This window comes from Micropruina sp. (assembly GCF_047606365.1).
Taxonomy (GTDB): domain Bacteria; phylum Actinomycetota; class Actinomycetes; order Propionibacteriales; family Propionibacteriaceae; genus Micropruina.
Genome location: NZ_JASGEN010000158.1, coordinates 1 through 4,193, shown reverse-complemented (window position 1 = coordinate 4,193; position 4,193 = coordinate 1). Strand labels below are relative to the sequence as shown.

At 69.9% G+C, this 4,193-nt stretch carries 3 protein-coding genes; 1 reads left to right on the top strand and 2 read right to left on the bottom strand.

What is annotated here, in order from left to right; translation table 11 throughout:
• Window positions 1–219: 219 nt before the first annotated feature.
• Together QM624_RS17980 and pknB are read right to left on the bottom strand one after the other, a co-directional pair.
• Window positions 220–1,437 (bottom strand): hypothetical protein, encoded by a 1,218-nt coding sequence (locus QM624_RS17980; RefSeq protein ID WP_415094361.1) that lies wholly within the window; start codon window positions 1,435–1,437, stop codon window positions 220–222.
• A 36-nt stretch (window positions 1,438–1,473) separates the two neighbouring features.
• Complete coding sequence (gene pknB, locus QM624_RS17975) at window positions 1,474–3,441, bottom strand: Stk1 family PASTA domain-containing Ser/Thr kinase (RefSeq protein WP_415094359.1); 1,968 nt, start codon at window positions 3,439–3,441, stop codon at window positions 1,474–1,476.
• Between the two features lie 166 nt (window positions 3,442–3,607).
• Here pknB and QM624_RS17970 point away from each other — a divergent pair.
• The coding region (locus tag QM624_RS17970) for a thiamine phosphate synthase (protein ID WP_415094357.1) at window positions 3,608–4,193 on the top strand (586 nt) is incomplete at its 3' end.

Here is a 4,193-nt window from a genome sequence, read left to right as displayed (position 1 = left end):
TTGGCCGCCGCCCCAGCACGCACCTGAGCACCTTCTCCTCGGTCGTCGTGGCTCCGCCACGACTCCCTCGTCGGCGGCACTCATGCACGCACTGGAACGACGCCCAACTCGACAGCCCTACCTGCGGAACCTCTGAGCCCAGATCCACCGATCTGCGGCTACTGCGCGACTCAGCTGGTCGCACTGGCTGCGCCGGGCACGCTCGCCGTACGACCCGAGTCAGAAGCCGTCCAGGTCGCGGCTGATCGGCGGCTGGGTGTGACCCAGGTCGGCCCAGACGAAGCCGGGGACGCCGGCGAAGAAGGCCACCAGGAAGTCGGCGCAGTGCATGATCCGCTCCGGGGTGTTGTCGCCCAGCGCGAACCGGACGCGTCCGGACTCGATGGCGAACGGCAGCGGCTGAGCCCGCAGCAGGAACTCCAGCTGGCGGGGATGGAACACGTCGGAGGCGAATTTGGGTTGCGGGCTGCGCACCTTGAACGCCCGGTCGAAGTCGGACGACTCGAAGCGCACCCGGTTGCCCCAGCCCGGCCAGTTCACCGATAGGTCGCCGAAGCCCCACGGCAGGTGGAACTCCAGGATCTCCTCGGAGTGGTTGTCGGTGACGGTGCGGGTGGTGGTGTTGCCGTTGGAGTCGGTGCTGGTCTCGGTGCGGTCGGTCTTCCAGTTGTGGGTCAGTGCGATCATCCGGATGCCGTGCACGGTGCCGAGCACCACGTCGCGGGCCTCGTGACCGTAGCCGCCGCCGTTGATCACCACCTCGGCCAGGAACTGGTCGTCGGCGGGCCGGTAGACCCAGTCGGGCCGCTGGTACAGGCTCAACTCCTGCGGCGGCGCCGGTGCCTGGTAGGACGCCAGGGCCCCATCGGCCAGGCTGTGCGCGACCGGCGCCAGGGCCTCCAGGAAGCCGCGCATCGCCAGCGCCTCGCGGGGCACTCCGAGGGCGACCAGCCGGGTGCCGTCGACCGAGAGATCGACCCGGTGCCCGGCAGCGGCCATCGCCTCGGCCGGACCCATGATCGCGGCCAGTGCGGCCTCGGCCCAGGCCGCGTCCTTGGCGGTCGCCGTCCAGCGTCCGACGACCTTCTGCCTGCCCTCGACACCGGGCCGCGGCGTCTCGCCGAGGTACAGCTCGGGCAGCGGGCGGGGCAGCACCAGGGCCGCCACATAGCCCAGCGAGTTGTACTCGAACACTCCGAAGGGGACCCCGGACGACGTTGTGCCGCTGATCAGGTCGTCGATCTTGCGCGTGTACCCCAGGCCGAACGGCGGGCAGTTGAGCCCGTAGGTGGTGACCAGGGTGGGGGAGCCCTCGAACGTCCAGCCCTGCGCGCGCAGCGAGCGCACATACCGCTGCCGGCGGATCAGGAAGAACGTGCCGACGGCGACGCCGACGATGAGCAGGATCAGCAGCACCTGGCCGAACGAGAGAGACACGCGCACAGGCTACTGAGCGCCGGGTCCGGCCGGGGATCAGGCCAGGTTGATGGTGATCGTGGAGCCCACCGGAGCCTTGGTGCCGGCCTTCGGGTCGGTGCTCACCACCAGGTCGAAGCCGAAGTTGATCAGCCGGTTCACCCGCACCTCGAAGCCCGCCTTCTGCAGGATGTCGCGAGCCCGGTCGAGCGAGTAGCGGCGGACGTTGGGCACCGCCTTCAGCTGCGGACCCTTGGAAACCACCAGGGTGACCGTGTCGCCGCGGTGCACCTCGCCGGCGGTCGGCGTCTGGCTGATCACATTGTTCTTCTCGATGTCGGAGTGGTTCTGCTTCTCGATCTTCACCTTCAGGCCCTGCTCCTTGAGCGCCTTCTGGGCGTCCTTGACCGGCTTGTCGGTCCAGTCGCCGAGGGTGACCGGGGCGGGGCCCTGGGACATCACCAGGTCGACCGCGGTGCCGCGCTTCAGCGGCGTGCCCTCTTTGAAGGAGGCACTGATCACCTTGCCGGCTTCGACGGTGTCGTCGTAGCCCTGGGTGACGTTGCCGACGGTCAGGTTGATCCGGTTCAGCGACTCGGTGGCGGTGGGCAGGTCGAGCCCGCGCAGGGCGGGCACGGCGAACCGCTCCGGGCCCTTGGACAGGAACGCCTTGATGGTGCCGCCGTGCACGATCCGGTCACCGCCGGCGGGCTCGGTGCGGGCCACCTGGCCGGCCGGCACATCCTCGGCGTATTCGCTGTCGAAGGTGATCGTCAGACCGGCATCGGTGGCGGCCTGCTGCGCCTGTGCCTGGTTCAACCGCACCAGGGCCGGCGTGCTGGTGTACTGGCCGGCGAACACCCACCACAGCCCGGTGCCGACCAGCACCGCCGCCAGGATGCTGGCCAGCAGCGCCGGCCAACGTCGCCGCGGGCGGCCCGGGGCGCGCTGTTCGACGGGTCCGTCGTAATAGGGCATGCCGTCGGTGATCTCGGGCAGGCCAGGGCTGATCGGGGTGGACGGGGTGAACCGCAGGGTCGGCGTCCGGTCGCCCTCGCTGGGGCTGCGCAGGCTGGGCACCGGCTCGGTGATGTGGTTCTCGGGATCGAGGGTGGTGCCCTTCATCCGCTCGGTGAGTGCCGAATCGTCCATCACGCCGCGGGCGAGTGATTCGCGGGCCTGGCGCATGTGGTCGAGCAGCACCCGGGCGTCGACCGGCCGATCGGACGGCTGGCGCGCGGCCGCGCTGGTGACCAGGGCGTCCAGGTAGGGCGGGATGCCGTTGCGGGATTCCCGCCACGACGTCTTCACCGCGCTGGACGGCGCCGGAATGGCCTTGTGGACGTGCGCGTAGGCGACCTGGATGGGGTTCTCGCCGGTGTGCGGCTTGGAGCCGGTGAGCATCTCGTACAGCACCACGCCGAGCGCGTACACGTCGCAGCGCGGATCGGCCTTGCCGTGGGTGACCAGTTCGGGCGCGATGTAGCTGACCGTGCCGATCAGCATGCCGGTGGCGGTCACGGTCTGTGCCGAGATGGCTCGGGCCAGGCCGAAGTCGGCGACCTTGATCTGGCCCCGGTCCGAGATCAGCACGTTCTCTGGCTTGATGTCGCGGTGGATCAGCCCCGACTCGTGGGCCGCCGCGACCGCGGCGGTGACCGGGATCAGCAGGTCGAGTGCGCGTTCGGGGCTGAACGAACCCTCGCGGGTGATCATGTGCCGCAGCGTGCAGCCCTCGACGTACTCCATCACGATGTACGGACGGCCGCGGTGCAGGCCCTGGTCGAACACCGACACCACGTTGGGGTGCGACAGCCGTGCGGCGGCGCGCGCCTCGCGGTCGAATTTGCCGATGAAATCCTGGTCGTCGCCGAGGCCTTCGTGCATGACTTTGATCGCAACGGTCCTGGTCAGCCGTTGATCGTCGGCGAGATACACCGTCGCCATGCCACCGCGGGCCAGCTTGCGCTGGATGACGTAGCGACCGTCCAGCAACTCGCCCACCAAGGGGTCGCTCGCGCTCACAGTCGTCACCATCGCTCCGGACAAGTCAGGGGAAGTAGGCCGTCCAGACCTGCCGGTGAGTCTAGGTCGGTGTGGGCCGACACCCGCAGCGACCCGCCGAGCGCGGACACAGTGGCTGGGCTGCCGGGTGCACATGGCTGGGCGCTGCCGACGTTACGCTGAGGCGGTGACAGTTCTTCGTGGGCTCGATACCCGGTTGCGCTTGGCCAGGCTGTTCTGCGTCACCGACGCCCGGTTGGGCACGGGTGATCTGGCCGAATTCGCGGCGTCCGTGCTGGACGCCGGAGTCGACCTGATCCAGCTGCGCGACGCTTCGGCCTCCGATGCGCAGCAGCTGGCCGCCCTGCAGGTGCTGCACCGGGCCGACCGGGGACGTGGCCTGGTGTCGGTGTACGCCGACCTGGCGCTGGCCCAAGAGTGCGGCGCCGACGTGCTGCAACTCACCAAGGGCGGACCCGAGGCGGCCAAGGCGCGCAGCCGGCTGAGCCGCTGGTCCCGGGTCGGGCGGTCCTGCTACACCCCTGACGACGTGGACGCTGCCCTGGCCGATGACGCCGTGGACTTCCTGACCGTGGGTCCGGTGTCCAGCGCGATGCCGTGGTCGCCGGGACTGCCCGGCCTCGACCTGGTGCGGCACACCGCTCGGGTGGCGCCGCCGTCGGCGAAGGACAGCAAACCCTGGTTCGCGATCGGTGGCATCACCGCCGACAACCTGGATCAGGTGTTGGAGGCCGGCGCCCGCCGAGTGGCCG